This window comes from Mesorhizobium escarrei (genome assembly GCF_935825525.1).
GTDB lineage: Bacteria > Pseudomonadota > Alphaproteobacteria > Rhizobiales > Rhizobiaceae > Mesorhizobium > Mesorhizobium escarrei.
Genome location: NZ_CAKXZT010000121.1, coordinates 64907 through 89594, shown reverse-complemented (window position 1 = coordinate 89594; position 24688 = coordinate 64907). Strand labels below are relative to the sequence as shown.

25 protein-coding genes and 2 pseudogenes are annotated in these 24688 nt (G+C 60.9%); 8 read left to right on the top strand and 19 right to left on the bottom strand.

Features of this window, described 5'->3' with window-relative positions; all coding sequences use genetic code 11:
• The 8 genes from NMG80_RS13165 to NMG80_RS13130 form a co-directional block, all read right to left on the bottom strand.
• The coding region (locus tag NMG80_RS13165) for an ABC transporter permease subunit (RefSeq protein WP_436798608.1) at positions 1-1757 on the bottom strand (1757 nt) is incomplete at its 3' end.
• On the bottom strand, positions 1754-2821 hold the full coding sequence (locus NMG80_RS13160; RefSeq protein ID WP_254018493.1) for a quaternary amine ABC transporter ATP-binding protein: 1068 nt from the start codon (positions 2819-2821) through the stop codon (positions 1754-1756). The genes NMG80_RS13165 and NMG80_RS13160, both read right to left, overlap by 4 nt.
• Before the next feature lie 118 nt (positions 2822-2939).
• The gene (locus tag NMG80_RS13155; protein ID WP_254018492.1) at positions 2940-3884 is read right to left on the bottom strand and encodes an ABC transporter substrate-binding protein; all 945 of its coding nucleotides are present in this window, start codon (positions 3882-3884) and stop codon (positions 2940-2942) included.
• A gap of 56 nt (positions 3885-3940) precedes the next feature.
• The gene (locus NMG80_RS13150) at positions 3941-4717 is read right to left on the bottom strand and encodes an SDR family NAD(P)-dependent oxidoreductase (protein WP_254018491.1); all 777 of its coding nucleotides are present in this window, start codon (positions 4715-4717) and stop codon (positions 3941-3943) included.
• Complete coding sequence (locus NMG80_RS13145) at positions 4714-5847, bottom strand: acetoin dehydrogenase dihydrolipoyllysine-residue acetyltransferase subunit (RefSeq protein WP_254018490.1); 1134 nt, start codon at positions 5845-5847, stop codon at positions 4714-4716. The genes NMG80_RS13150 and NMG80_RS13145 overlap by 4 nt, the downstream gene beginning before the upstream one ends.
• On the bottom strand, positions 5847-6872 hold the full coding sequence (locus NMG80_RS13140; RefSeq protein ID WP_254018489.1) for an alpha-ketoacid dehydrogenase subunit beta: 1026 nt from the start codon (positions 6870-6872) through the stop codon (positions 5847-5849). The genes NMG80_RS13145 and NMG80_RS13140 overlap by 1 nt, the downstream gene beginning before the upstream one ends.
• A gap of 13 nt (positions 6873-6885) precedes the next feature.
• Entirely contained in the window at positions 6886-7854 is a 969-nt protein-coding gene (locus tag NMG80_RS13135; RefSeq protein ID WP_254018488.1) for a thiamine pyrophosphate-dependent dehydrogenase E1 component subunit alpha, read from the bottom strand.
• Positions 7845-7994 (bottom strand): hypothetical protein, encoded by a 150-nt coding sequence (locus tag NMG80_RS13130; protein ID WP_254018487.1) that lies wholly within the window; start codon positions 7992-7994, stop codon positions 7845-7847. The genes NMG80_RS13135 and NMG80_RS13130 overlap by 10 nt, the downstream gene beginning before the upstream one ends.
• A 275-nt stretch (positions 7995-8269) precedes the next feature.
• Here NMG80_RS13130 and betI (NMG80_RS13125) point away from each other — a divergent pair, with 275 nt between their 5' ends.
• Entirely contained in the window at positions 8270-8890 is a 621-nt protein-coding gene (gene betI / locus NMG80_RS13125) for a transcriptional regulator BetI (RefSeq protein ID WP_254018486.1), read from the top strand.
• A gap of 80 nt (positions 8891-8970) precedes the next feature.
• Here betI (NMG80_RS13125) and NMG80_RS13120 read toward each other — a convergent pair whose 3' ends face one another.
• The 8 genes and pseudogenes from NMG80_RS13120 to betI (NMG80_RS13085) form a co-directional block, all read right to left on the bottom strand.
• A complete protein-coding gene (locus tag NMG80_RS13120; protein WP_254018603.1) occupies positions 8971-9420 on the bottom strand; it encodes a beta-lactamase family protein in 450 nt (149 codons plus the stop codon).
• A gap of 83 nt (positions 9421-9503) precedes the next feature.
• Positions 9504-9566 (bottom strand): annotated as a pseudogene (locus NMG80_RS13115) (hypothetical protein); the annotation flags it as partial.
• A 1-nt stretch (position 9567) separates the two neighbouring features.
• Positions 9568-10068, bottom strand: coding sequence for a serine hydrolase domain-containing protein (locus tag NMG80_RS13110; RefSeq protein ID WP_254018485.1), 501 nt, complete (start codon positions 10066-10068; stop codon positions 9568-9570).
• 67 nt (positions 10069-10135) lie between these two features.
• Entirely contained in the window at positions 10136-12229 is a 2094-nt protein-coding gene (locus NMG80_RS13105) for an ABC transporter permease (RefSeq protein ID WP_254018484.1), read from the bottom strand.
• Complete coding sequence (locus NMG80_RS13100; protein WP_436798606.1) at positions 12226-13332, bottom strand: quaternary amine ABC transporter ATP-binding protein; 1107 nt, start codon at positions 13330-13332, stop codon at positions 12226-12228. The genes NMG80_RS13105 and NMG80_RS13100 overlap by 4 nt, the downstream gene beginning before the upstream one ends.
• A gap of 82 nt (positions 13333-13414) precedes the next feature.
• Complete coding sequence (locus NMG80_RS13095; protein ID WP_254018483.1) at positions 13415-14308, bottom strand: ABC transporter substrate-binding protein; 894 nt, start codon at positions 14306-14308, stop codon at positions 13415-13417.
• 86 nt (positions 14309-14394) lie between these two features.
• A complete protein-coding gene (locus NMG80_RS13090) occupies positions 14395-15228 on the bottom strand; it encodes an SDR family oxidoreductase (RefSeq protein ID WP_254018482.1) in 834 nt (277 codons plus the stop codon).
• A gap of 222 nt (positions 15229-15450) precedes the next feature.
• A complete protein-coding gene (betI, locus tag NMG80_RS13085; protein ID WP_254018481.1) occupies positions 15451-16083 on the bottom strand; it encodes a choline-binding transcriptional repressor BetI in 633 nt (210 codons plus the stop codon).
• Positions 16084-16344: 261 nt separating this feature from the next.
• Between betI (NMG80_RS13085) and NMG80_RS13080 the strand changes: the two genes are divergently transcribed.
• The gene (locus tag NMG80_RS13080) at positions 16345-17250 is read left to right on the top strand and encodes a helix-turn-helix transcriptional regulator (protein WP_254018480.1); all 906 of its coding nucleotides are present in this window, start codon (positions 16345-16347) and stop codon (positions 17248-17250) included.
• Between the two features lie 9 nt (positions 17251-17259).
• Here the strand turns inward: NMG80_RS13080 and NMG80_RS13075 are convergent, their stop codons facing one another.
• Positions 17260-18654, bottom strand: a complete 1395-nt coding sequence (locus NMG80_RS13075) for a flavin-containing monooxygenase (RefSeq protein ID WP_254018479.1) — start codon at positions 18652-18654, stop codon at positions 17260-17262.
• Between the two features lie 174 nt (positions 18655-18828).
• Between NMG80_RS13075 and NMG80_RS13070 the strand changes: the two genes are divergently transcribed.
• From NMG80_RS13070 to NMG80_RS13060, 3 genes are read left to right on the top strand one after another with little or no spacing between them, the layout of a single operon-like run.
• A complete protein-coding gene (locus NMG80_RS13070; RefSeq protein ID WP_254018478.1) occupies positions 18829-19689 on the top strand; it encodes an SDR family NAD(P)-dependent oxidoreductase in 861 nt (286 codons plus the stop codon).
• The gene (locus NMG80_RS13065; protein WP_254018477.1) at positions 19686-20486 is read left to right on the top strand and encodes an SDR family oxidoreductase; all 801 of its coding nucleotides are present in this window, start codon (positions 19686-19688) and stop codon (positions 20484-20486) included. Before NMG80_RS13070 ends, NMG80_RS13065 begins: the two co-directional genes overlap by 4 nt.
• Position 20487: 1 nt before the next feature.
• Positions 20488-21435, top strand: a complete 948-nt coding sequence (locus NMG80_RS13060) for an SMP-30/gluconolactonase/LRE family protein (protein WP_254018476.1) — start codon at positions 20488-20490, stop codon at positions 21433-21435.
• A gap of 287 nt (positions 21436-21722) precedes the next feature.
• On the opposite strand, the gene NMG80_RS13055 is transcribed toward NMG80_RS13060, so the two are convergent.
• Complete coding sequence (locus NMG80_RS13055; protein ID WP_254018601.1) at positions 21723-22283, bottom strand: DUF1003 domain-containing protein; 561 nt, start codon at positions 22281-22283, stop codon at positions 21723-21725.
• Positions 22284-22843: 560 nt separating this feature from the next.
• On the opposite strand from NMG80_RS13055, the gene NMG80_RS13050 reads away from it, so the two are divergent.
• From NMG80_RS13050 to NMG80_RS13040, 3 genes are all read left to right on the top strand, one after another.
• Positions 22844-22996: a hypothetical protein gene (locus tag NMG80_RS13050; protein ID WP_254018475.1), complete on the top strand. Its 153-nt coding sequence runs from the start codon at positions 22844-22846 to the stop codon at positions 22994-22996.
• Positions 22993-23268 (top strand): hypothetical protein, encoded by a 276-nt coding sequence (locus tag NMG80_RS13045; RefSeq protein ID WP_254018474.1) that lies wholly within the window; start codon positions 22993-22995, stop codon positions 23266-23268. The genes NMG80_RS13050 and NMG80_RS13045 overlap by 4 nt, the downstream gene beginning before the upstream one ends.
• Positions 23269-23517: 249 nt before the next feature.
• Positions 23518-23829: a hypothetical protein gene (locus NMG80_RS13040; protein WP_254018473.1), complete on the top strand. Its 312-nt coding sequence runs from the start codon at positions 23518-23520 to the stop codon at positions 23827-23829.
• 672 nt (positions 23830-24501) lie between these two features.
• Here the strand turns inward: NMG80_RS13040 and NMG80_RS13035 are convergent.
• Positions 24502-24599, bottom strand: a pseudogene (locus tag NMG80_RS13035) (NAD(P)(+) transhydrogenase (Re/Si-specific) subunit beta); the annotation flags it as partial.
• Positions 24600-24688 lie beyond the last annotated feature (89 nt).

Genomic DNA, 24688 nt, shown 5'->3' with positions numbered 1-24688 from the left:
TCGGTGTAACGGATCGGCGGCACGATCGCGTAGAGCATGATCGCGATCAGAGCTGTGAGTTCCCCTACCTTGAAGAACATCAAAACCGGAATGAGGAAGACGAACTGAGGTATCGTCTGCAGCGCGTCTTGGATGGGCCGCAGCACCCGTGAGACCGTGTCGCTGTGCGCCGCCCAGATGCCGAGAGCCCCACCGATCGCCAAACACAACAGCACCGCCAGGCCACAGAGATAAGCCGACTGCATGAAGGGCTCCCAGAGCCCTGTCAACAGGATGAAGATGCAGCTCGAGAGCGCGAACAGCCCGACTGAGCGACCGGCGCATCGCCAGGCCAGAGTGACAATTAGCGCGATCGTGGCGGGCCAGGGGAAGGTGGAAAATCCAAAGAAGAAATAGAGCGCTGCAACGACTACGGCAAATGCCGGACGCCAGCCAAAACGCAGCGCGAGGCCATAGGAAATGACGGCTACAGATGCCACGTAAACGGCGATCACCGTTGGGGTTAAGGCAATGCCCCAGGAGAGCGGCGTTACTGCGCGGATCATGCCAATCCGAAGCGGCAGGATAAAGTAGTAGAGAACCCCATTCTTGAAAGTCTCGATCGGGCCGTCAAAGCGTGTAACGAGGCCCAGAACCCCGTTATTGACGGCATCGGCGTCGATCAGGCCTCGCGTGGAGGCAAAGGGGAGCGTGATTGCGATCCCGCTCAGTCGGATGAGCCACGCGCCGACCAATGCTATGCCGATGACGCTCCACATGCGCCGGCTGGTGAGCCAGGCCGGGTGCTGCGCGACGCCGCCGTGCCCGGCCAGGCCGAGCGTGATCCGGTCCATGACCATGGCGAGAAGCGCAATCGCACCGCCGGCGAGCAAGCTCTGGCCGAACGCGGCCGCGCGCATCGAAGAAAGGACTTCCCAGCCGATATCCGCGAAGCCGCCGATGATCGAGGCGATAATCATGATGCTGAACGCGGCCATTGTCGTCTGGTTGATCCCAACCAGGAGCTGAGGTGCAGCCGTCGGCACATCCACCAGCCAGAAGCGCTGCCGTGGCGTGCAGCCGCTCATCACGCCGGCCTCGGCAATGTCGCTCGGGACACGCTCAAGGCCCAGTATCGTATTCTTCACCATGAAAGGGATGGCATAGACGGCGCTGGCAATCAGCCCGACCACCGGGCCGAATCCGAACAGCAGCAGCAACGGGATGAGATAGGCGAAGGCGGGCATTGTCTGCATCACGTCGAGGGCGACGTTGATGGTCGCCCGCGCCAGCTTCACCTGAAAGGCGAGGACGCCAATAGCGAATCCTGCGAAGACGGAGATTGGAATGGCCAGCAGGACGAGAGCCAGGGTGTTCATGCTCTGGGGCCAGTATTTGGTCATCAGGAGGTAGCCGAGCGTAAAGATCGAAAAGGCGGCGAGGCGATAGCCGCCGGCACGCAGCGCGATAACGCCGACCACGAGCATTGTCATCGGCCAGGGAAGCCATTGCAGGCCAGTTTGCACACCCACCATCGGCCATTTGAGCAGCCAGGAGATGCCGCGAAATACCGGCCGAACCAGCTCGGTGATGACGGCGCTCCAAGCGTCCACCCATTGTGCTATTGGCGCGACCCAATCAGCAGGATAGGTGGCGAGCCAAGGCAGGACGCCGCGTAGCGCCAGGCAAAGAATCGTAAAGAACACAACCGCTATCCAGACCGACAGGCCGGCATCCCAGCGCAACCGCCGCGAGGCGACTGTGTTGAGCTCATTCAATGCCGCCGTTCCCTGTCTCGCTCAAGGACCTGCAAAACGGTTTGGCGATCGATCGTCCCCACGACGCTTCCGGCTGCATTGACCACACGGAATCCGGTGCTGCCGGTGGCGACCTTGGCCACGAGCTCTTCCACGTACACCGTGTCCAGCACTGTCTCCATGCACGGGCCGTAGTCGACGCCGCTCTGGACTGCGATATCGGCCGCATGGACCGCGCGAAGCAGCGATATGTCTTCGACAAACTGTGCCACGTAGTCGTCGACCGGATCGCGCAGGATATCGGTTGGCCGACCGATCTGGATGATCTCGCCCTGGCGCATGATGGCGATCCGGTCCGCCAGGCGGAAGGCTTCCTGGATGTCGTGGGTGATGAAGACGATGGTCTTGCCGAGCTTCTTCTGGAGTCTCAGAAACTCGTCCTGCATCTGCCGCCGGATCAGCGGATCGAGCGCGGAGAACGGTTCGTCGAGGAACCAGAGCCCCGGCCCGACCGCCAGCGAGCGTGCGATTCCCACGCGCTGCTGCTGGCCGCCGGAAAGCTGATGCGGGAAAGATGTCTCGCGACCCTCGAGGCCGACCAGCGCAATCATTTCCCTCGCCCTCGCATACCGCTCGCCGACGGAACATCCCTGGACGCGGAGCGGAAAGGCCACATTGTCGAGGACGCTCAGATGCGGCAGCAGCCCGAAATGCTGGAACACCATGCCCATGCTGCTGCGGCGTAGCTCGATCAGCCGCTGCGGGCTGGCGGCGAGCAGGTCCTCGCCATCCAGGAGCACCTGGCCATGGCTGGACTCGATCAGACGCGACAGACAGCGCAGCAGTGTCGATTTTCCCGAGCCGGACAGGCCCATGACGACGAAAATCTCGCCGACAAGGACATCGAAGCTGGCGTCGATCACTGCCGGAATTTTCCCGTCTCGCTTGAGCCGTTCGCTTACGGTGCTCGGGTCGCCGGAAAGGAGGTCCCGCTTTCGGACGTGGCGTTGGGCATCGGCGCCATAGACCTTCCACAGGCTTCGGCAGGACAGCTTCACGGGCCGGTCCGGTTCCGCCTTGGTCATGGCGCTAGCTCCCCCTCTTACCAATGTCAGTGTCGGGGTCATTTGCGGATCGCCGGTCCCCGGGCGGCGCTCTGATCTCGAGGTGCCGCCGACATCGGGCGGCGGAGCGGTTTTCGCATCAGCGCGTTGCCTCCTGCACCCAGGGCTGCCAGACCGCCTGATGCTGGTCGATCCAGGCGTTGACGACCGTGTCGATGTCCTGGCCCTTCCTGTCGATCGCCAGGATCATCTGCTGCTGGCTGGCCGCATCCTGCCGGAACGCCTTCAGGAATTCATAAGCCGCCGGCCATTTGCCCTTGAAGCCCGACCATACCACCTTATGGACCTCGGGAGGATTGATGCAGTGATCGTTGTCCTGCGACTTGCACGGCGGCATCGTCACCCATCCCATGTCGGCTTCCGCGAAGACATAGTGTGGCGCCCAGAACATCATGAGCAGAGGTTTCTTGGCCGCCACCGCGGATTCGAGCTCGGCGACCATCGCACCCTCGGACCCGCCTGGCACAGTGGTCAGGGGTAGATTGTTGTCTTTGATGATCTGCGCGGAGCGGGAGCCCCAGTCGGCCGGGTAGTCGAGCAGACGGCCGTTCGGGAAGGTGTCCGGAGACGTCAGCGCCTGGACGCAGCCGGGCTTGGTAAGCGCGGTCCAGTCCGGCAGGCCGGGGCAGACATCCGTCATGTACTTGGGATAGACCCAGCCCTCCTTTGTCTGGAGGCCGAGCTGGCCAATGTCTTCCACCTTCCCCTCCTTCAGCACCTTCGGGAAGATGTCGCCGACATTGTTCATCCAGATCTCGAGCGTCACGTCGAGCGTGCCGTCAGCGAGGCCGGTGAACTGCGGATAGCCACCCGCGGTCACATACTCGATCTTGTAGCCAATGCGTTGCAGAAGGGCCCCCGCGATATGTGTGGTGACGTGCTGGCCGGTCCATTCGGCCATCACGAGCTTGATGGGCTCGTCCTTGGCCCCCATTTCGGCGGCTTGCGCCGCCCCGGATCCTATTGCGACGAGCATCGCCACGAGCGAGCCTGAGGTGAACTTGAAAAATCTCGACTTGGACATCTCTTTTCTCCCTGTTGTCATTGTCCCCGTTCTTTTTTCGACCACGGATCCCGATGTCAGTGCGACGTCAGCCCTCCGTCGATGTTAATTGACTGTCCGGTGACGCTCGGCGCCAGCGCCAGATAGATTGCGAGGCCTCCGATCTCCTCGGGCGTCTGCGGCCGGCCCTGCGGCACGAACTCCAGCACATGCCGCTGCCAGGACTGCTCCGCCGTTTCCCCTTGCTCTCTGAGTTCGTCCGACAGCATGTCCCACATGTGCGTTTTCACGACACCGGGGCAGATCGCGTTCACGGTGATGCCGTCGCGGGCGACCTCCTTGGCGAGGGAATTGGTGAAGCCGAGCACCGCATATTTGGAGGCGCTGTAAACAGCCAGCTTCGGGTAGCCGTCTTTGCCAGAAACCGAGGAGATGTTGATGATGCGGCCGAAGCCATTGCGCTTCATCGCGGGAGCCGCCGCCTTGCACGACAGGAACACGCCCTTGGCATTGACATCCATCACCCGGTCCCATTCCGCTTCCGCCACGTCTTCGACAGCGGCGACGCTGATGACCCCGGCACAGTTGACGGCGATGTCGAGCTGACCGAATTGCCGTTCGACATGCGCCACCAGAGAGACGAAGTCGTCCCATTTCCTGACATCGACGACGCGCGACTCGGCCCGTCCGCCTGCTGCGCGAATTTCCACCGCAACGGCCTCTGCGGCGTCTGCCTCGATGTCGGTTACGACGACCCCGGCGCCCTCGCTCGCGAGCGCCAGCGCAATGCCACGGCCGATGCCGCGGCTTGCGCCCGTCACATAGGCGGCGCGCCCTGCCAGCCGACCAGTCATGCCACCCCTCCCACATGCGCGCAGAGGATGGCGTTGACCTCCTTTGCAGCCTCCAGCTGAGGCATGTGGCCGACGCCCGGCAGCAGAAGCGCGACAACCGACGCGGGCAACTGGCCGAGCGGGTCAGGCGACAGGATGGCATCCTCCTCTCCCCAAATGACAGTGACCGGGATCGCTGGATTCTCGGCGATCCAGGACGCGAATGCCGGCAGCAGCACCGCATGCTGGCGCCCATCAGGGAAGCAGGCCGCGACGATCTTCGAGAGCGCTGTCTCGGCGCCGTCCAGCCGCTTGTTGCGGGCGACCCGGTCGGCGAACTCCCGGCCCACCATCGCGGGATCGGCAAACAGCCTACCCAGGCAGCGCTGCAGGTCGCGCGTCTTCGTGGCGGCAAGAAATTCGGTCGGGAAGGTGGGATCGATCGCCTCGGCAAGGCCGACAGGCGCGATCAGGGCGAGCGAGGCGACGCGGCCCGGGTGCGTCAGCGCCAATTGCAGCATAGTGCCTGCCCCGAGCGAATGGCCCACCAGATGCGCCCGCTCGAGCCCGAGTGCGTCCATGGCTTGCCCGACCGTTTCGGCTAGTTCCGCAAGATCTCCGGTCCGTATCTCCTTCGTCGACTCGCCGTGTCCTGGCAGGTCGATCGCATAGACCGCCCGGTCGACGGCTAGTCTTGCTTGGATCAACTGCCAGGCATCGAGATCACCGCCGAAGCCGTGGACCAGCAGGGCGGCAGTGCCGCCCTCGCCGACCCGCAGATAGCGGAGCCTGCGTCCATCGGGCAGATCGAGCTGCCTGGGCTCCGGCGCCGGCGCCAGGGCCGCATCGCCTGCCGCGCTCTCGGCGAAACGGGCGATGAAGGCGTCGACCTCGGCATCGGGCACGGTTTCGTCGGCAAGGACGCCGATCAGGGCGCCGCAGGTCCGCGTTTCCCCCTCTGCGACGACATGCCGGCGCAGCACGCCGGCCTCCTGCGCTTCGAGCATGTTGGTGACCTTCGTCGTCTCGATTTCTGCCAGCTCCATGCCCGGCGCGACGCGCGCGCCTTCGGGCACGAGCCATTCGACCAGCGTTCCTTCTTCCATGGTCAGGCCCCAGGTCGGCATCGATATGGCTGTGATCTGCATCATCATCGCTTTCGGTCGGCGTTAATGTCGAGCAGTTGCCGGACGGCAGCTTCGACCTGTCCGGCGTTCGGGATGTAGGCGGCCTCCAGCACTGGCGCGAAGGGGACCGGCGTGTGCGGAGCGGTCACGCGCCGGATCGGCGCCTTCAGCGCGAAGAAGGCCTTGTCGGCGGCGAACGCCGCGATCTCGCTGGCCAAGCTGCAGCGCGGATTGGCTTCGTCGACCACCACGAGGCGGCCAGTTTCCGTGACGCTCTCCAGGATGGTGTCCTCGTCGATCGGCGAGGTGGTGCGCGGATCGATGACCGTCGCATGGATACCGGACGCCGCTAGCCGGTCGGCGGCCTCCAGCGCGACATGCACCATCCGCGCCAGCGCGACGATCGTCACGTCGCCCCCCTCGCGCAGAACGGAGGCCTCGCCGAAGGGCACCGTATAAGCCTCGTCGGGCACCTGCCCCTCGATATCGTAGAGCTTGGTGTGCTCGAGGAAGATGACCGGATCGTCATCGCGGATGGCTTCGATGAGCAATCCCTTGGCGTCGTAGGGCGTCGACGGGATGACGACCTTCAGGCCCGGAACATGGGTGAAGAAGGAATAGAGGCATTGCGAATGCTGCGCCCCGGCGCTGAAGCCGGCGCCGAACATCGCCCGGATGACCAGCGGCGTCTTCGCCTTTCCTCCGAACATGTAGCGAAACTTGGCGGCCTGGTTGTATATCTGGTCGAAGCAGACGCCGATGAAGTCGACGAACATCAGTTCGGCGACCGGCCGCAAGCCGGTGACGGCGGCGCCCGCCGCCATGCCCATGATGGCACTTTCAGTGATAGGCGTGTCGATGACGCGCTCGCGGCCGAAGGCACCGACCAGCCCGCGCGTCACTCCCATGACGCCGCCATAGGCATCGTCCACCCCGGTGCCGCCGGCGCCGCCGGCGACATCCTCTCCGATCACGACCACGCGCGGATCGCGCTGCATCTCGGCATGGAGAGCTTCGTTGATCGCCTGGCGGAAGGTCTTCTTTGACATGCGGTTTGTCCGGTCAATAGCTGAGATAGACGTCGGTCAGCAGGGCGGAGGGCGACGGATCGGCCGCCTCCCTCGCCCTCACTACTGCGGCTGCGATTTGCTGTTCGACCTCGGCGTCAATGGTGTCGAGTTCGGTTGCTTCCAGCAGTGCCGACGCGCCGACGCGGGCACGGAAGTGGAGCAGCGGGTCCCCGTTGGCCCGTGCCGCCTGCAACTCCTCCTTGGACCGATAGCCCTGCGGATCGCCGCAGTAGTGGCCGTGATGGCGCACGCAGCGCGACTCGATGAAACTAGGCCCCGAACCACCGCGCGCACGTGCCAGGGCTTCTGCCATCGCCGCATAGACGGCGAAGAAATCGAGCCCATCGATGTGCTCCGCCGGCATGCCGAAACCGGCGGCACGAGATGCGATATCCCTTGACCCAATAGCGTAGTCGACGCCGGTTCCCTCTGCATAGCCATTATTCTCGACAACGAAGATGACCGGCAGCTTGAGGACAACGGCCATGTTCATGGCCTCGAACATCGTCCCTTGGTTGGACCCGCCATCGCCGGTGAAAGCGACGGCGACACGGTCGGTTCCGAGCGTCTTGGCAGTCAGTGCGGCCCCGACCGCCAAGGGTGGGCTGCCGCCCACGATGGCATTGGCGCCAAGCATGCCGCGCTCGATGTCGGCAATGTGCATCGAGCCGCCTTTGCCGCCGCAGAGGCCGCCCGCCTTGCCGAAGATCTCCATCATCATGCCGTCGATATCACACCCCTTGGCGATGCAATGACCGTGGCCGCGATGAGTCGAGCCGATATAGTCATGGTCATCGAGATGCATGCAGACACCGACAGCGCAGGCTTCCTGACCGCTATAGAGGTGAACGAAGCCGGGGATTTCGCCACTGGAGAAAGCGCGGTTCACCGCATCCTCGAAAGCGCGGATGGTCCGCATCTGGCGATAGGCGGTACGCAATGTCTCCCGGCTCATCTGCATGAGTGGGTCCCCGGCCATGCGCGAACTGGGTTTGGAACGGTGACGGGCGCGACTATGTCGGCCGACATCGTGCCGTCGACCGCAACCTCGCCTGCTGCGCCGCCGGAAATCAGCGCGACTCTGTCGTTGATCCGGCCCATTCGCCTCTCCCTATACTTCAATGCGATTGGTGCAGGTTGGCGTCGGGGCAGGCTCTTGTCAACAAAAAGTTGACTCATAAGCCAATTTTTTGGCGTAGTGCCAATTTATAGGCTCATGGCACAATCTGCCTTGACTGCGGCCCCGGGCGCGTGCTGTCAGTAGCCTGGAGCCCGTTCATCCCGATGGAGTTGGGATGGGCTCTATCTCTTTGTTTGAGCATGATCTTTTCCGAAAACCGGATTCCACTTTTGGGGATCATTCTCCAGAGGATTGAATGAAAACACGAATTCGCGACATACGACGCAAGGACATGCAGCAGGTGGCGTTCGACATCCTTGCCGAGGAGGGCTTCCATGGCGTGACCCTGGCCAAGGTAGCCGAGCGCCTCGGCATGTCGCGCGGCTTGGTCCACCATTACTTCACCGGCAAGGATGAATTGTTGGAAGCCGCCGTGCGCTTCGGGAATCGGCTGATCTCGGAAGAGATCGCGGCGAGCCTGCGCCGCTGCAAGACCCCTCAGGAACGTCTAACCACGATCTGCAATGGTAATTTCGATGAGCGGATGTACATCGCCAGCCGGGCTCAATATTGGATTTCCTATTGCGCCCAAGCAACCTTCTCCGCACGCTTTGCAAGATTGCTCAATGTCCAGAACTCGCGGATGCGCAGCAATCTGCTGCACGAATTGCGCCAGCTCCTACCCAAAGTGGAAGCCGAGCGCGCGGCAGAAATGATCGCCATGTTGATGGATGGCATCTGGGTTCGCATGGCAGCGACCAAGGCCGAACCGACACGAGAAGCAGCGCTAGCCATGTTGACCAGCCTGGTCGACCGCTTGTTGGGTTCAAGTAGCCCGCCGAAGGTCGATCGTCCAGAAAGGTCCAAACGTCAGTAAGGCAAGAAGAGGTAGTGCTGGGAATTCCTCTGTCAGTGCGTTGGCGGGGCCAAGCAACGCCGAGCAGCACAGCCATGGCGTCAGAGCGAGTCGTAAACTGCATCGATCAAGGCCTTTCGGCGTGGATCTATGTCGTGGAAACCGAGCATGTTGTTCGTAACATACCCGAATCCGACGCCGACGCCGAGATCGGCAAACCCAATAGTGCCGCCCCAGCCGGTGTGGCCGAATGTTTGCTGCGACGCACGGCCGGCGGCGAAGGCAGCTGGCATCTCAAAGCTTTCATCCATGCCGCGGAAGCGAGATCTCGCTGCTTCTTCGATTGTCCTGCGGCTGATCAGAGGCTTGCCCTCCCAGACGCCACCGGCCGCCATCATGCCGTAGATACGTGCCAGTGCATGTGCCGTCGACTGGCCATTGCCGCCCGGCACCTCGGCGGCGCGCCAGGGGCGGTCGTTGGGCGCTCGTGCTCTGGGTACAGGATTGTCGCAGGCGTGGGGAAAGGAGAGGCGCGCACAAGGTCGATCCAGTCCGAAGCCTTCGGTCCCTCGATCATCTCGGCGACCCTGTTGTCGTCCTGTTCCGGCGGGCCGATATGAAAGTCGGCCCCGATCGGGCGGGCGATCTCTTCTGCAATGAAGCGGCCGATGCTGCGCCCGTCGACACGACGCAGCACTTCACCAGCGAGGTGGCCCTAGGTAGGTGCGTGATAGATACAGCGGCTGCCCGGCCCCCACAGCGAGCGGCATGGCGGCAATCGCATCAACAAAAGGCGTCCACGCAAGCAGGCCTATCTCGCCCATTGGCACCGCGAGACCATTCAGCCCTGCCCGATGCGACATCACCAGATCAAGCGGGATGCTCTCCTTGCCGCCAGTCGCGAATTCCGGCCAATAGCGCGCAACGGGCGCGGCGTAATCGAGCTTGCCACGCTGGACCAACATTGCGATGGCCAAAGCCACGACCCCTTTGGTGACGGACCAGACGTTGACCAGTGTGTCGTGCTGCCATGGACGGGTGCAAGCAGCGTCCGCACGACCACCCCACAGATCAACGACAGTCCTGCCGTGCACCACCACCGACACGCTACCACCACGCTCGAGGCCCTGGGCGAAGCACATGCCAAACGCATCGCGCACGCAAGAAAATCGAGGGTCACCAGATACCATCCTGTTCATGCGCGGATTTCTCACCAAGTGACGTGGTTACTAACTGAGTCATTGAAACCAGTTCTCACCTGGCCCGCTAGTCCAGTGAGTTACCAGCTCTTGAAACGGTCGCCCGCATGATGCGATCCGAGATCATCGCGACAATTGCAATCGACAAGCCTGCGACCAAACCAAGACCCGCATCGGCTTTGCTCAGTCCAATATAGACCTGCTGCCCAAGGTCTTTCGTGCCGACCAGAGCGGCCACGGGCAACATCGACAATGCCGCCATGATGGTTTGATTGACGCCAAGCACGATTTCCGGCTTTGCGACTGGAAATTCAACATGGATCAGGCGCTGCCAGGCAGTACAGCCAATCTGGCGCGACGTCTCGACAAGATCGGCCGGTACGCTTTTTATCCCATATTCGACATACCGAATTGGCGGCACGATTGCATAGAGTGCGATCGCAATCAGGCCGGTGAGTTCACCGACCTGGAAGAACATCAATGCGGGGATGAGAAAGATGAACTGCGGCATGGTTTGAAGCGTGTCGCAGCATGGCCGCAGGAGGGCCGAGAATCGGTCGCTCTTTGCCGCCGCGATCCCAATCAGTCCCCCTGAAAAAGTGCAGATCAGGACAGCCAGGACGCAGAGATAGAGGGATTGTCCCAATGGCTCATAGAGACCTGCTGTAACGACGAAGGACGTCCCGATCGTGACCGGAACCGCCAACCTGCCGCCGCCGACCGACCAGGCAAGCCCTGCTGTCACTGCTATGAATGCCGGCCAGGGGAACCCGTTGAAGCCAAAGAGCAGCAATGCGGCGCCCAACAGCACCACAATGCCGGCGCCCCACCGACCATTGACCGTCAGCCAAGCCGCAAGCACCAGCGTCGTCGCGGCATAGAAGGCGCTTACCTGCGGTGTCCAAGCGAAACCCCAGGTGAAGGGTGTCACCGCAGCAGCCAGGCCGATCCGAAGCGGCAGCATGAAATGATAGAGGACAAATACCTTTAAACTGTCGAGTGGTGCCGAAAAGGCACGGACCAGATCGAGCACGAAAGTGTTCAAGGCGTTGGGATCGACTACGCCCTGCAGTGTGTCAATCCGTGCCATGCTTGCCGGCGCGACGTGCAACAGCGCGCCGCCGACAACGGGGACGGCCAGGAAAGCAGCCACGCGGACGGCATCATGTCGCGTTTGGCGGGCTGAGCCGTGGCGTGGTTGCGCGAAGCCGCGGGTGATGCGATCGACCACCATCGCCAGCACTGCGATCACCAGGCCGGATAACAGGCTGTGGCCGAAATCCGCCTTGCGCATCGCATCGAGGACTTCCCAGCCGACATCGTTGAAGCCGCCTATGATCGCCGCCATGATCACCATGCTGAAGCTCGCCATGGTCGTCTGGTTGACACCTGTCAGAATTTGCTGTCGGGCGGTCGGCAGTACGACATGCCAGAAACGTTGCCATCGCGTACAACCGGCCATGCCACCCACTTCCAGCAGGGACACTGGCACGCGGGCGAGGCCGAGCATGGTGCAATGGACCATGGGAGGGATCGCGTAAGCCACGCAGGCAACCAGGCCCGCAATCGGTCCAAAGCCAAACAACAGCAAAAGCGGAATGAGAAAGGCAAAGGCCGGCACCGTCTGCAACAGATCGAGCGCCACCAGCGTCACACTTCGAACATGACGCGATGTATGAGCGCCGACCCCGAGCAGGAAGCCTAAGGTGACTGCGAGCGGCACGGCGAGGGTCACCATGGACAAGGTGTTCATCCCCTGCTGCCAGTAACCGGCGAGCACGATGTAACCGAGAGCGACCGCGGTGAAAAGCGCCAGTCGCCAGCTTTGCGCCCGCCAGCCGAGCACAGCGAAGAAGGCCAGTGTCGCCGGCCACGGCATCCAGCGAAGGGCAAAACCGCAAGCATCGAGGGCAGCACCCAGCATCGATGATATCACCGCGCAGGGTGGGGTCAGCAGCGGCACGAGCCAGTCAAAGATGCCGTTCACAGCCGGCGCAGCCGGCAGGATCCAAGCCTTGGGATAGGTCAGGAGCCAGGGCCAGGCTGTTCGCTGGGCGAGGCAAAACGAGACGAAGATCAGGATACCGAACCAGACCGTCTGCCGCCGAAAATATGGAGCCGGATTGTCGACCCGCACAGGCAAAGCGGCCAGAATGCTCACCGTACCACCCTTTGCGCAGTATCATTGGCCAACACTTTTGCGATGATCTCGGAGGTCAGCAGGCCCACCGGCCCCTCTCCTTCGCGGGTGATGACAAATGTCTGTGTGCCTGCAAGGCTGCGTGGCAAGAGCATCTCGATCGGTGTCGCTGCGTCGACTTCGTGACCTCGACTTGCGTCCCAGTTGCCCGGAAGCTTGGCCATGACGGAGCCTGCGGTCACTACCTTGGCCAGCGATACCTCCTCGGTGAAGCTCGCAACATAGGCGTCGACAGGCGTGAGCAGAATGTCGGCAGGCCTCCCAATCTGGATAATCCGCCCTTCACGCATGATCGCGATCCGGTCCGCCAGGCGGAAAGCCTCTTGAATATCGTGCGTGATAAAGACAATCGTTTTCTGCAGCAGCTGCTGCAGCCGCAGGAATTCGTCCTGCATCTGGCGCCGGATCAGCGGATCGAGCGCCGAGAACGGTTCGTCGAGGAACCATAGCTCGGGGTCGACGGCGAGTGATCGAGCGATGCCGACACGCTGTTGTTGCCCTCCGGAAAGCTCGAGGGGCATGCTGTTTTCCCGGCCGCGCAACCCCACCAGCTCGATCATGTCACGAGCCTTCGCAGTCCGATCGGCTGGCGGCATACCCTGCATCCGCAGTGGAAACGCGACATTGTCGAGGACATCCAGGTGCGGCAACAGGCCGAAGTTTTGGAACACCATCCCCATGACCTTGCGCCTTACTTCAACCATCCGGCGCTCACTCGCTGCCAACAGGTTCTCACCGCCGAGCCAGACCTCGCCACTCGTCGGCTCGACGAGACGCGACAGACATCGCACCAGCGTTGATTTGCCTGATCCGGAGAGGCCCATGACGACAAAGATCTCGCCTTGCTGGACATCAAAGCTGACATCTGCCAAGGCGAGAAAATGGCCAGTCTCTTCCAGCCGACGCTTCAACGTCAGTGGTGGTTCCGAGCCTCCGAGCGCCGTGGCCAGGGCCTTATCGGGCCGCTGTCCATAGATCTTCCAAATATTACGGCATCGAAGCTTAGTGACCACCTCAGCGGTCGACTCGCGCGAGAAGCCGGTCCCATCGACAGGGTTCATCATGAACCAACCTTCTCTGCAGTCACCAGCAAAGTGACGATATGTCGAGCCGCGAACGGAGGGCCCGTTACTCGGCCGCGCGTGATCAATTCTGTGCTGCCTTGAACCAGCCCTGCCAATCGCTCTGGTGCTGATCCATCCACTCATCGACAGCGACGTCCAGGCTCCTGCCTTGTTTGTCGACGGCGTAGATCATCTTCTGCTGGTCATCAGCATGGACCTGGAGAGATTTCATCAGGGCATAGCCAGCCGGCCATTTTTCCGCGAAACCCGACCAGACGACCTTGATCACCGGTGGAGCAACGATGCACTCCGCCAGATTGCTTTCATCGCAAGGCGGCATCTCCAGCCACTCGACCGGCACTTCGGTCAGAACCCAATGCGGTGCCCAAAAGCGCATCAGCAACGGCTTGTGGGCCGCAGTGGCGGCCTGCAGTTCGGCAATTAGCGCGCCTTCAGACCCGGCTGGCACGGTGGTGAAGGGAATATCGGCATTCTTGAGTTCCGGACCACTCGCCGATCCCCAATCGGCCGGGTAGTCCAACAGCCGGCCGTTCGGGAAGGTCTCCGGCGTCGCCAGAGCCTGGACACAGGCCGGGTTCTTCAATGCTGTCCAATCGGGAAGCCCTGGGCAAACGGCTTTGGTGTCGACCGTGTAGATCCAGCCATCCCGGGTCTGCAGGCCAAGTTCGCCGATCTCCTCGAGCTTCCCTTCAGCTTTGGCCTTCGGATAGACGTCGCCGAGATTGCTGGGCCAGACTTCCGGAGAAAGAGACAAATTGCCGCTCGCAATTCCGGTGAATTGCGGTAGCGTTCCCGCCGTTACGTATTCGACCTTGTAACCGAGTTTTTCCAGTAGCTTGCCCGCAATGTGCGCGGTCAGGTTCTGCCCGGTCCATTCGTTGATCGCGATTTTGATCGCCGTGTTTGTGTCCCCCAGTGGTTTCGCAATGGCGCTGGATGACGCCGCAAGACCCAACGAGATCGGGACGGCCCATAGGGCGATTTTGATGTTGGTAAGCATGAACTGCATCCTCCCGTGTTTCTGTCGTCTTCTTTGAAACGTTACCCTGGATCGCGCTTCACCCCCGGCTTTGACACGAGCCGCGCCGAAACGCTGGCGGGAGCGACTATGCCGGCCAGCATCCCACCATCGACCGGCAGTTCCGCTCCGGTGACCAATCGAGCCGCATCGGATGCGAGAAACAGGATGGCTTCGGCGATGTCCAAAGGCACTGGCAGCTTGCGCATCGGCACGACGCTGCTCAGCCTGGCGACCTCCATCTCGCGTCCGCCAACGGCGTCAGCAAACCGTTCCAGCATTTCGGAATCGACGTATGTGGGGTGAACGGAGTTGCAGCGGATGGGCAGCGCATTGGCCGCGCAATAAAGCGCCACACCTTTGGTCAACAGCCGAACGGCGCCCTTGCTGGCGGCATAGGCAACGGCGTCACCCGCGGCGATATTGCCGTAGATTGACGAGATGTTCACGATCGCGCCCGGATTGCCCGTTGCCTTGATCGCCTTTACCGCTTCACGACAACCCAGGAAGGTGCCGGTGGCGTTGATATCCATCGTCTGCTGCCAGTCGGCCAGCGAGCAGTCGATGAAATCACCTCCCGTCCATATGCCGGCAGAGTTGACCAGGATGTCGATCCGGCCGGCCCGCGCGAGCACGATTTCGAGCGCTGCCGACCATGAGTGCTCCTGAGTAACGTTGAGCGCGACAAGCTGCGCCTGCGGACCGATCTCCGCGGCAGCAGCCGCGCCTCTCTCGGAATCGATGTCACCCAGAAAGACCTCGGCGCCCTCGCGCGCAAACAGGCGCGCAGTTTCCCGGCCGATCCCCGAAGCTGCCCCCGAGATAAGAGTTACCTTGCCCGATAGCCGTCCGGTCACGAAATGCTCCTTGAAATGCGTCAAGGTGCAAGCCTATTCGGGCACCCGGGCGCCAACAATGGTGCCAACGGTCACCATCCTCGTTCAGGAAACATGTCGGTCCCGCCGGTCGCCGTCTGATCAACTCGGGTCGGAGCAAGCGCCGTTAGAGGCGTTCGTCGTCCAAGAATTCAGTCTGCTCAACTCCAACCAGCTCAAGCAAGCGCCAGTGGAGACGGTCACCTAGCGTAGTTGCTGACTAGCGGCATGAGCCCGGGACAGATGTTCGTTCCATTTTATGTGCGGGATACGATGGTCCAGATAGTCGACCATTTGCATCAGCGCTTCAGGAGCGGTCAGTTGGCCTGGATGCAGCCCCAGCCTGAGCCAAAGCCCGTCGATAAGTGTCGTTATGCCGAGCGCGACGGTTTCACCTTCGTCTGCCGGCACGAGCGCCGACAGTGCAGTCATCAAGTTCGAATGCATGCGTGCGTGAACGACGCGCTGGATACGCGCCAGCTGTGGTTCACGCGGGATTTCGGCGCAAAGGGCAAGCCAGGCGCGACAGATCCCGGGCGTGAAAAAAGCCGTGCTGAAATTGCCTTCGATGATCGCCCACAATCGCTGGTCGGGGGTCCGTGCCAGGCGCATCAGCCGGACTACCTCGTCCCGGAGCAAGGCATTGGAATGCCGCATCGCGTGCTCAAACAGTTCCTGTTTGGTTTTGAAATAGTGGTGGACGATGCCCTTGGACGCGCCTGCCTTCTGCGCAACTTTCTCGATGGTTGCCCCACCCATTCCCTCCGCCTGAAGGACCTCATAGGCAGCATGGCGCAGTTCTCGCCGTCTAATATCGCTTATTCTGGTCAGGCTCATACGCCGACATTGACATATTTGGCCAATGGGATCAAGAATTGGCCGAGCGACCAATTTTTTAAGCCAAACAGCCAAAGGAGGTGAGACATGAACGTTCTTTCTCCAATAAGCGCCGACCTTCGAGACCGTGCCGTACCGTTGGGCGCCCTGAAGGGTTCGCCCGGCACGGCCGGGACGGGATTTTGGGACACCGTGGAGCGTGCCAGCGCAGCGATAGGCGGCGAGGCTTTCTATGACCGGTTGCTGGAGGTGCTGACTTCATTGGTCGAAGCCGATCTCCTGTCGCTGGTCCGCTATTCAAGTTTTGGCGCGCCAGACCTTGTTATTCCTCGTCAGATCAGGACCGAAGTTGCCGCGCCATATGACTCCGGCCTCTACGCGTTCGACCCCTTCCATCATTACTGGCGGACAATCGCTGCGCCCGCCGTCAAATCATTGCGGGCACTGGCGCCCGCAGAACTGTGGAAGAGCCGCTATGCGCTTGAGTTCCTGCGCGCCGCACGCATTAGCGATGAAATTGCGGTGTTTTTGCCACCAATCGGCGGCGCCAGCCCGACCCTTATTGTTGACCGTGCCGTAGGTGAATTCACCTGCGCTGAGGTCGCCCGCATCGAGAGTGTCTTCCCGCTTTTGGCGGGGCTGCACAAAGCGCATCTCAAGGCGATCATAGGCCGTGGCCAGGTCGACCATTCGACCGAGAAACCGTTCCGACTGATCGACCGCAGCGGCAAGGAGCTCGCCGCCAATCATGCCTGGAGAACGCTGGAGGCTGATCCAGAAGGCGGGCTCGCCGAAGCGCTGGCGGACTTGGCCAGAGCCGGCAGAACGCAGACATCGCTTGCCGATGGCCGGCTCGTTGTCAGGTCTCCCCTGGCAGCCGACTTCGGTGTCGCTCCAGGCGGCTTGTGTGATCAAGTGGAAGTATCCGCCTTGCCCGCTCCGCTTGCGCAAGACGACGGCTGGCTTGCGTGCCTCACCCTGCGCGAGAGACAAATTGTGACCCTCACTCTGGAAGGGCATCCGATCGCCAGCATCGCCAGTCGCCTCGGCCTCAAGCGCGGCACGGTGAAAAATCATCGGCTACGCCTCTACCAGAAGCTCGATATTACCACCGAGAGAGAGCTTTTTCTCACCTACATGCAACATCTTCGGGCAAGTGGCAAATGATGCCCGCGGTCATTCAACTGCCGAGGCGGCCTCAAGCCTAGCAAAGCTAGGCACCGGCAGTCGTGTTCGTCCGAATCCAAGGGCACGTGCTCGTTTCCGGCCGCGCCGCAGTTCGCTGTCCAGCTCGGCAAAATAAATGTCCTGATCGAGCTGCATGGTGTGGCGCGCCGACGGGTAGTAGCGCGCCATATGTCTCTTCTCGTCGGCGAGGATCGTGCGCGCCTGTTCCTCTGCGTCAGGCAATGCATATTCACCCGACAGATAGGCCGCGATCCATTTTGCCTGGCGATCGGCAAGCGCAAACAGCGTGATGCTGGGTTGGGCCAAAGCGATGAAGAACAGGTTCGGAATCCCGGGCTTGAGGACGCGCTTGAAGAGAGGCAGCCGATTGCCGGGCGCTGCTATGAAAGACGGATCGAAGAACGGAAAACTGACCTTGTAGCCGGTGGCCCAGACGATGACATCGATCTTTTCGCGACGCCCGTCTTCGAAAACGACGCTGTCTCCATCAAGCTCTCTGATACCAGGCCGAATTTCTATATCGCCCGAAGCGACCAGAGTCGGGAACGTGTCGGATACCGAAACATGCGCCTCGAAGACGCGATGGTCCGGTTTGGGCAGCCCGAAGTCCTCCATGTGACCGACAGCGAAATGGAATATTCGACGACCGACCCAACGTTGCAATGACAGCGGCAGCCACGGATATAGTTTGCCCTTGTCGGCCGGCTTTCCGAGGAGAAATCGTGGAAAGATATGCGCGCCACGACGCGTGCTCACAAAAAGCTTCGTCGTTATGTGGCGTGGGCAAAGCTCGTTGGCGATGTCCATTGCCGAATTGCCCATCCCGACAACCAGGACGCTTTTGCCCCTGAAGTCGATAGGGGTGAACGGGTCGCGATAGCCATGCGAGTGGATCTGCGTACCGTCGAAGTGGCCCGGATAAGCGGGCTCCGGCAGACGGGAATCCCAATGATGCCCATTGCAGACGAACAGGGCATCGTAAGAGCGCGTCTGGCCGTCGCCCAAGCGAATCTGCCATGTGCCCTGACCGTCACGGTTGGCCTCGGTGACCTCCATGTTGAGTTGGACTTTGCCTGACAGGCCGAAGTGCTCCACATAGGCCGTCAAGTAGGCCAGCACTTGCGTGTGGTGCAGATAATGAGGCGTGTCGGCAGGCATCGGAAAGTCCGACAGCTGAAGCTGCAGCTTCGACGTATCTATGTGCAGTGAGCGATAGGCCGCCGACTTCCCATTTGGATTCTCGAATGCCCATTGGCCGCCAATCCGGTCGCTCATGTCAAACCAGTCAAAGGGGATGCCGCGTTCGGCAAGCGCCTTGGCGGTGACAATTCCGCTGCAGCCAGCTCCGATGATGCAGCATTTGGGAAGAGTATCAGGCTTCATGACAAAGGCTCCCGGCAAACCAATCTTGGATCTGCCAGAAGCCTAGTTCACGCTTCGAGGCGCCAACAATGGTGCCGACGGTCACCACCAAGTATGGGCCGATAGGGTTGGACGGCCCTGTATAGACTTTGTGAAATGCAGGCCCCAGGGCAGCAACGTGACGCTCGATAGATAGTGACCGTCGGCACCATTGTTGGGGCCGCGATCTGTGAAATAGCCTTCTCGCAGATCCAAGATCGCATTGCCCGGAGCCTTTCAATGACACTCAATCATCCCCCACCGGAAAAGTCTTCGACCCAGTTCCAGATGCCACCACTCCTCGTTGGACGCCGTGCTGTCATCACCGGCGCGGCCCGCGGAATTGGCAAGGCAATCGCGGATTCCTTCGACCAGGCCGGAGCGACGGTGGTCCGTCTTGATATCAATCCATCGGACGTTGTTCGCGGCTGCGATATTGCGGATGAAGAATCGGTGGTGCGTGCATTCAAGGACATAGCCATCGAAGGCCCTATCGATGACGTCGTTCACGCAGCCGCCATTGGCGCCGTTGCTGCCTTGGCTGACATGTCGGTAGCGGAGTTCCGCCGTGTACTGGACGTGAATTTGACCGGCGCTTTCCTGGTTGCGCGAGAGGCGACGCGCCACTTGTGTCGCGGCGGCAATCTCGTCCTTGTCGCGTCCCAGTACGGCCTCAAAGGGTGGCCATTGTGGGGAGCCTATTGTGCGTCCAAGGCCGGCGTCTTGAGGCTTGCGGACACGCTCGTGGGGGAACTCGCGCCGCAGGGCATACGCGTGAATACGATTTCGCCCGGCAGCGTCGACACGGAGATGGTTGCATCAACGACTGCCAATATCGCGCGGCAATCGGGAGCTGACGCCGGGGCTATTCGCGCCAGCTATGAGGCGGCTATTCCGATGGGCCGCTTCGCGCAACCCCAAGAGATTGCCTCGGTCGCCGTAGCACTCTGCTCAGGCCTCTGCTCGTACGTGAACGGATCCAATATCGTCGTGGACGGCGGGGAGCTTTCGCGATGATTGAAGCAGCATCGGCAGCCGCCAAACCGCCGCAGCGGGTCATGATCACGGCGGGTGGTTCAGGCATAGGATGGGCGATCGCAAAGTCGTTCGCTGACAATGGCGCCAAGGTTCATATTTGCGATGTCGACGAGCGGGCGCTTGGCGACGTCACCAAGACATATCCGCAGATCGCCGTCAGGCGGCTCGATCTAACGGATGAGGAAGCGATCGACCGTTGGTTTGATGATGCCTTGGGCGACCTGAACGGCCTTGATGTTTTGGTTAACAACGCCGGCACCAAAGGGCCGACCGGCTACATCGAAGAAATCAGGCTCGACGACTGGCGCGCATGTCTGAGCGTCTGTCTCGATTCGCAGTTCCTCTGCGCCAGACGCGCCACACCCGCCATGAAGACCCAACATTCGGGAAGCATCATCAATATTTCCTCAACCGCCGGACTCTACGGCTATGGCCTTCGCACGCCCTACGCCGCAGCCAAATGGGCGGTCATCGGATTGACCAAATCTCTGGCCGTCGAACTCGGCCCCTATGGTGTGCGCGCCAACGCAGTTTGCCCGGGATCCGTCGATGGCGCACGCATGCAGCACGTGATGAAGGCCGAGGCCGAAAGCCGTGGCGTCTCGCTCGACCTCGTCCGGAAGGAATACGTCCAATCCCAATCGATCAAACGCTTCGTGAAGCCCGAAGAGATCGCCGATATGTGCCTGTTCCTCGCCTCGCCCGCAGCGAAGATGGTGACCGGCCACGCAATCGCCGTCGACGGGCACACCGAGACGTTCCATATAGGCAACTGACATGCCGACGGGCAACCCAGAATGGCAGATCTGTACTCCAACGCGCGACCGGCTGGGCGAGAGCATCTTGTGGCATCCGGTGGAGGAAGCTCTTTACTGGATCGATTTCTACGGCCCACTCGTGCATCGCCAAAAGTGCGGCGGCGGCGCGGTCGAAAGTTGGAAAATCGATCAAGCGGCGACGATCGGATCGCTCGTTTTTGCCGACAAGGGCCGCCTGCTTCTCGCCGTTGATCACGGACTTCACCTCCTCGATACGAGCACCGGCAAAACACGCTTCTTTGCCGATCCTAAAAACGGAAAAATGAATCTGGCCTACAACGACGGCAAGGTCGACCGCGCCGGGCGCTATTGGATCGGAACCTATGATCTCTCCGAGCGGGAACCCAATGCGGTTTTCTATCGGATGGGCCCAGATGGGACGGCAGAAGTGTCCGACAAAGGTTTTGTTATTTGCAATGGCCCGGCTTTCTCGCCAGACAATGGCAAGCTCTATTTCAGTGACACGGTCGGCCACCGCATCCTTTCCTATGACCTCGACGTCAATGGGACTGTATCCGGCCGGCGGGTCTTCTTCGCCTTTGCAAACAATGACGGAATGCCGGACGGCCTGGCAGTTGATAGCGTGGGCAATGTCTGGTGCGCACTCTATGGCGGCAGCAAAGTCGTGTGTATTGACCCCAGGGGGACGCTGCGAAGGTCGCTCTATTTGCCGGCCACTTTCGTTACAAGCCTCTGTTTCGGCGGGCCTGAACTCAAGACGCTGTATGTCACGACCGGTTGGAACAGCAGCACGACGGAAGCGACCAAGGCAGACGACATCGGCGGCGCGGTCTTCATGCGGCCAGTCGATAGTCCAGGCCTACCCGAGCCCGTCATCGCGCTTTGGGATATGAAATGCGATCACGAAGATCTTGACCCGATGAAGGCCGGTGGCAGATTGCTGTGAACTGGATACACCGTCGCACCATCTCATTGGATCGGCGATAGATAGCCTGTAAAACTGCGCCGGAAGTATGAGTTCCCTATTCGCAATGAGCATTTTAAATTTCGTCGGGCGTTTGCTTCGCACTGTTGCCAGCTACGACCTGTCTACCGCCCGGCCGAGATCACTTAGCCCCACGCTCATGGTGATCACCGTTTGGCTGCTTGGATGAAAATGTCGAACTCGGCATCCCGAAGCCCGAAATCAAAATCAACCGAACTTCGAAATCACGACACTAGGGCGTTGTGTCTTCAGCACTGGTCCAGCTTGTTCGCAGCCTCCCGCTGCTTCTCTTCGATCTCGTCCAGGACTGCTTCTGGCGCAATGTCCCTCTTAATCTCGCCGACTTCTATATCGCTTAGGGCTTGTTTTACATTCAACCGATCCGCTATCGAATCGACAAGTTCAGTAAGTTTTGTGAGTTCGTGCTCCGTCAGCAGGCTCACCTGAAGGTCCAGATCCGCCCGTTTGTCTGCGGCAGCTGACATCCGGTTTTGGCTGATTAGTACAAAGGTCGAGAGGAATATGGCCTCGACGGAAGCCACCATAGCCAATATCACGAATGTCGGATCAAATGGCGGAGTGATCGGTATCCAGCCCAAGTTCGAGATGATCCAGCCGCCATACACGGCCAAGTGAAGGTACACGAAACGCATACTGCCCGTAAAAGAAGTAATCGCCTCAGCGATTTTCTCTTCCAATGTTGCCTCGCTTGCTTCCTTCGCCCGGCGCTCCTCAATCGCTTGGATATTGCGTTTCAGTGCTTGGCTGAGTTCAGCCGGAGGTGGCGGAGGCAACGTTGGAGAATCCATGGAACACCCGTTGGTTAGCTTTCGGTCCTGCCACTCTGGGCAACGTACAAAATCACGGGTATTCGACTTTGTTCCCGACTGGTGGCCGTCCAATCATTGGCTCTCCTCACTTACCCGGGCGATGTCGTGGTCTTAGACGCTTGGCGGCGCACGGAGCCTTCCTGCTGAGGAAGGGCGGGCGATCCGGCCGCTGAGCGATCTTTCGTTATGGTCGACGGCCCGGGTTGATGCCGCCGCAAAAACCAAAATGTCACCTCAACGCATTGAGGTAACTTGCATATTCGGTCTCCGTCAGCAAACCGGTTTGCAGTTTGCTCACCCGAGGGATTAGCAACATGCCGCGCCCGGTCGCCTACTATCGGGTCTCCACACAGCGGCAAGGACGCTCGGGCTTGGGCATCGGGGCCCAGCGTGCCGCGGTCGCCCGCTTGCCGAGGCCGAGGGGATGATCATCTCCAGGAGTTCACCGGGATCGAAACCGGAAAGGGCGCGATGCTCTTGATCGACGGCCGCAATGAATGCCGCCCTCGCCCTTGCCCGCCAGACAATGCCCGGTGGTCGTGGCCAAGCTCGATCGCCTCTCTCGTGATATCGCCTTCGTTGCCGGACTGATGGTCCAGCGCGTTCCGTTCATCGTCGCCGAACTCGCGCTGACGCCGACCCGTTTATGCTGCACCTTTACGCCGCTTTGGCCGAGAAGGAGCGTCGATTGATCTCGGAGCGCACCAAAGCCGCCTTCGCCTCACGCAGGACGAGCATAAAGCTCGGCAATCCGACCAACACCGCCGAAGCTGCGGCGAAAGGTGGAAGATGTCGATCGAAGAAGCCGACTGGTTTGCCCAGATGCAGCAAAGCGAAAAGCTGGGTCGAGGTCGCGGGCTATTCGAGTGTCGCGGCAGAACTCGGGTTGCGCATCTTCAACACCAAAAATGAAATGCAATACGTTGCAATATGCTTGTGGATGTCAAGCCACCCCCCTGCGTGAAGCGCGACGGGTCGACGATACGTTGGGCACCTGTCAAGGCAGGCATGTCGAGCGTCGGGCGCCAATAGTTCGCTCAGCCCTTCAGCGTCATGATGCGCGTCATCCGGATAACATGAAGAACGTCGAAAGGTGTTACCGCTCACGGGATCGAAACGCGGTCAACGCCGGCAGCGCCTTCAAGATGGTGGACTAAGCTGGGCTCGCGATTGAGATCACGGGGCAGCTCAAGCCGTCCGACGCGATTATCCGATGCAATCGGCAGAGACGCTTCTCGATCTTGCCAACACGACGGTCGACCGCACGCTCAGCCAGTATGCCCTGATCGCGGCAGCGCATTGTTGCAGCGCCGGAATCCAGCAGAAAATCGCGAACCTCGTTAGTATCCCGGAAGCGCGCTGGATCCGCCTCGACGCCATTGATGCCCTGGCCGACGCCGATTCCATAGACCCCTGGGATTGTCGCGCATCTGAAACCTGCGCTTCTGCTGAGGTCGCCGCCAATCCTTGCGGTGCCAGCGGCTCATCTCGTCGGCGCCCATGCTCCCGCGGAAAATGCCCTTAAACTCTTTGAGCGGGTTGCAAGTTCGAACAAGCGGCGCGCTCTGCTCCTCGTTGGCGCCAACGCCATAGCCAGGCGAGACCACACGACCGCCGATCGAATCCTCGATCCGCTGGAACCGGGTCATCCTGGGCGTCAATTGTTGACGGCGGCCGAACCCCTTCCAGCCTCCATTCTGGACGATCTTGGCAAGGTCCAGCTACGAGAGGCTGTCCGAAAGCGGCTAGGTGATCGAATCGCCGTCTCCCGACCACCGGCTATCTAAGTCTGTGCTAACCACGCTGCACCGGGATCGGCCACCGATTCCTGCCTTGACGCTGCAATGGGAAAAAGACAGACGGCCCCAAAGGTTGCGGAACGCAAAGCCGGCTCCTGCCAGAAATGCATGCAAATGAGCTTTCTATTGCTATATCATGCCGCCTCTCGGCGCACTTTGATTTGAACCAGAAAAAAGCAATTGAGGCCCGCGTTCGGGCGGGAGGGAACATGGCTGGCGGCAAGACAACGACCGGCGTGCCGGCCTGCGAGGCTTGTTGCCCCAAGGGGGAGGCTAACGATCGCCTGTCGCCGCCACGGCTAATGTGTCGGGCCGCTCAGTCGACCTCAAGCCTGGTCCTGATCTGCCTGTTTTCGCTCTTGAGCTTCAATGCGGATGACGTAGGCGACGTCGGCCTACGCGAACTCGGAGTTGATGTCCTCGAGCTCGAACACCTCGTAAGGCACGTTGGCTTCGGCCAGAGCACGTTCATGTGGCCGGGCATGCGGCCGGCGACGATTTTATGTTGCTTCGAAGGCGATCGATAGCCGTGGTAGCGCTGACAGCCGCGGCCAGGCCCCAGATCGAGGACGCGGCACCATGCAC

Coding starts and splice junctions, on each gene's coding strand:
- NMG80_RS13065 (WP_254018477.1), top strand. CDS start 19,686: ATGATTGAAGCAGCATCGGCAGCCGCCAAACCGCCGCAGCGGGTCATG.
- betI (WP_254018486.1), top strand. CDS start 8,270: ATGAAAACACGAATTCGCGACATACGACGCAAGGACATGCAGCAGGTG.
- NMG80_RS13155 (WP_254018492.1), bottom strand. CDS start 3,884: ATGTCCAAGTCGAGATTTTTCAAGTTCACCTCAGGCTCGCTCGTGGCG.
- NMG80_RS13100 (WP_436798606.1), bottom strand. CDS start 13,332: ATGATGAACCCTGTCGATGGGACCGGCTTCTCGCGCGAGTCGACCGCT.
- NMG80_RS13160 (WP_254018493.1), bottom strand. CDS start 2,821: ATGACCAAGGCGGAACCGGACCGGCCCGTGAAGCTGTCCTGCCGAAGC.
- NMG80_RS13135 (WP_254018488.1), bottom strand. CDS start 7,854: ATGCAGATGAGCCGGGAGACATTGCGTACCGCCTATCGCCAGATGCGG.
- NMG80_RS13130 (WP_254018487.1), bottom strand. CDS start 7,994: ATGGGCCGGATCAACGACAGAGTCGCGCTGATTTCCGGCGGCGCAGCA.
- NMG80_RS13150 (WP_254018491.1), bottom strand. CDS start 4,717: ATGACTGGTCGGCTGGCAGGGCGCGCCGCCTATGTGACGGGCGCAAGC.
- NMG80_RS13075 (WP_254018479.1), bottom strand. CDS start 18,654: ATGAAGCCTGATACTCTTCCCAAATGCTGCATCATCGGAGCTGGCTGC.
- NMG80_RS13110 (WP_254018485.1), bottom strand. CDS start 10,068: ATGAACAGGATGGTATCTGGTGACCCTCGATTTTCTTGCGTGCGCGAT.
- NMG80_RS13145 (WP_254018490.1), bottom strand. CDS start 5,847: ATGATGCAGATCACAGCCATATCGATGCCGACCTGGGGCCTGACCATG.
- betI (WP_254018481.1), bottom strand. CDS start 16,083: ATGAGCCTGACCAGAATAAGCGATATTAGACGGCGAGAACTGCGCCAT.
- NMG80_RS13040 (WP_254018473.1), top strand. CDS start 23,518: ATGCAATCGGCAGAGACGCTTCTCGATCTTGCCAACACGACGGTCGAC.
- NMG80_RS13055 (WP_254018601.1), bottom strand. CDS start 22,283: ATGGATTCTCCAACGTTGCCTCCGCCACCTCCGGCTGAACTCAGCCAA.
- NMG80_RS13060 (WP_254018476.1), top strand. CDS start 20,488: ATGCCGACGGGCAACCCAGAATGGCAGATCTGTACTCCAACGCGCGAC.
- NMG80_RS13140 (WP_254018489.1), bottom strand. CDS start 6,872: ATGTCAAAGAAGACCTTCCGCCAGGCGATCAACGAAGCTCTCCATGCC.